1 tRNA gene and 2 rRNA genes are annotated in these 695 nt (G+C 36.4%); all 3 read left to right on the top strand.

The window, feature by feature from the left end:
• Positions 1 to 171, top strand: a 23S ribosomal RNA gene (locus KPL37_RS19540); the annotation flags it as partial.
• A 73-nt stretch (positions 172 to 244) separates the two neighbouring features.
• Positions 245 to 361 (top strand): 5S ribosomal RNA (gene rrf, locus KPL37_RS19535).
• A 6-nt stretch (positions 362 to 367) separates the two neighbouring features.
• A tRNA-Ile gene (locus KPL37_RS19530) sits at positions 368 to 444 on the top strand.
• Positions 445 to 695 lie beyond the last annotated feature (251 nt).

Raw genomic sequence — 695 nt, 5'->3', positions numbered from 1 at the left:
ACACTGAAAGCATCTAAGTGTGAAGCCCACCCTAAGATGAGATTTCCCATTACTCGCACGTAAGTGCGGTGTAAGTAAGACTCCTGGAAGACCACCAGGTTGATAGGTTAGGGGTGTAAGCATGGTAACATGTTCAGCTGACTAATACTAATAAGTCGAGGGCTTGACCAAGATAAAACAAGCAACAATTAATATTAATATTGCGAACTAACTGTGCAATTTTGAGAGAATATTTATATTCTCATCTGGTGATTATGGCATGAAGGTAACACCCGTTTCCATACCGAACACGAAGGTTAAGCTTCAATGCGCCGATGGTACTGCAAGGGTAACCCTGTGGGAGAGTAGGTTGTCGCCAGGTAATCATGGATCTTTAGCTCAGTTGGTTAGAGCTACCGGCTCATAACCGGTCGGTCTGGGGTTCGAGTCCCTGAAGGTCCACCAAAATAACAGTTCAATTAGAACTGTTATTTTTATCTTATAAAATACTGTAAAGCTAACACTTCGTAATTTTTAAATATATTAAAAAAAAATTAAGAATTAGTTGACAAAACAAGAAACATGTAGTAATATAGTAGAAGTCATCACATGATGACAAAGCAAATTGGTCTTTGAAAATTAAACAGAGAAATAGGTAAAGAAATGAAATAATATTTTATTTTAACCAGTCAATTACTTTAGTAAAAGTAATATTT

It is taken from the genome of Clostridium frigoris, assembly GCF_018861865.1.
Classification (GTDB): domain Bacteria; phylum Bacillota; class Clostridia; order Clostridiales; family Clostridiaceae; genus Clostridium_AD; species Clostridium_AD frigoris.
Note: the sequence above shows the minus strand (reverse complement) of the source record. Positions and strands in the feature narration are given on the sequence as shown.